Annotated in this window: 1 pseudogene; it reads right to left on the bottom strand. The window is 54.3% G+C overall.

The features are described from left to right. Positions 1-64: 64 nt before the first annotated feature. Positions 65-840 (bottom strand): annotated as a pseudogene (locus L6R21_28015) (site-specific integrase). Between the last annotated feature and the right edge of the window lie 49 nt (positions 841-889).

Here is an 889-nt window from a genome sequence, read left to right as displayed (position 1 = left end):
TACGCCGGGCCATATTCGCGAAAGATATCTCCCACTGCTAAGCGGTTGGAACCTTGAGGTGAGTTCATGACTTCACCTCCACAGGCCCTAGTGCCGCGAGATGGTCGAGTGGACTGATAACTTTCTGGAGATTCTTCTGCTGAATGTGGAGGTAGATGAGTGTGGTCTGGATGCTGGAGTGGCCGAGCAGCTTCTTGATGGTGAAAAGATCGGTGCCCGCTTCTAAGAGGTGCGTGGCAAAACTATGGCGCAGCGTATGAACAGTGGCGGGCTTTTTGATCCCGGCTTTTTTTTAGCGCGCTTGAATACCCGTTGAATCGATCCGGCATCAATGGGCTCATCCGGCCGGCTGCCGGGGAAAAGCCACTTTTGTGGGCGGTACGCTGTGTAATAGCTCCGCAGATTCTCCAGCAGCGTCTGCGACAACAACGTGTAGCGATCCTTCTTGCCTTTGCCCTGTTCCACCCGAATCAACATGCGTTTGCTGTCGATATCCGTCACCTTGAGCCTGGCCACCTCGCTCACCCGCAAGCCGCCGGCATAAGCCGTCATCAACATCACCCGGTGTTTGAGATTGGAAACCGCCTCCAACAGCTTCTTCACTTCTTCCTGCGCCAAGACCACCGGCAGTCTCTTTTCCATTTTCGGATGCGGAATCTTCTCGACGTTCCACTCGCGATGCAGCGTGTCGACGTAGAAGAACCGCAAAGCCCAGTAAGCGATATTGATATTGGAGGTGCTCACCTGCTTTACCGTCTTGAGATGGTGCAAATACTTGCGGATTTCCTCTTCGCCCATCTCGGCGGGCGATCTCATGAACAGCCGGGTAAAGGCCGTCATGTGCCCCAAGTACGCGGTGATGGTTTTGGGAGCGTAATTCTTCAGCTCC

The sequence above is a fragment of the bacterium genome (assembly GCA_023150945.1).
Classification (GTDB): Bacteria; Zhuqueibacterota; Zhuqueibacteria; order Zhuqueibacterales; family Zhuqueibacteraceae; genus Coneutiohabitans.
Note: the sequence above shows the minus strand (reverse complement) of the source record. Positions and strands in the feature narration are given on the sequence as shown.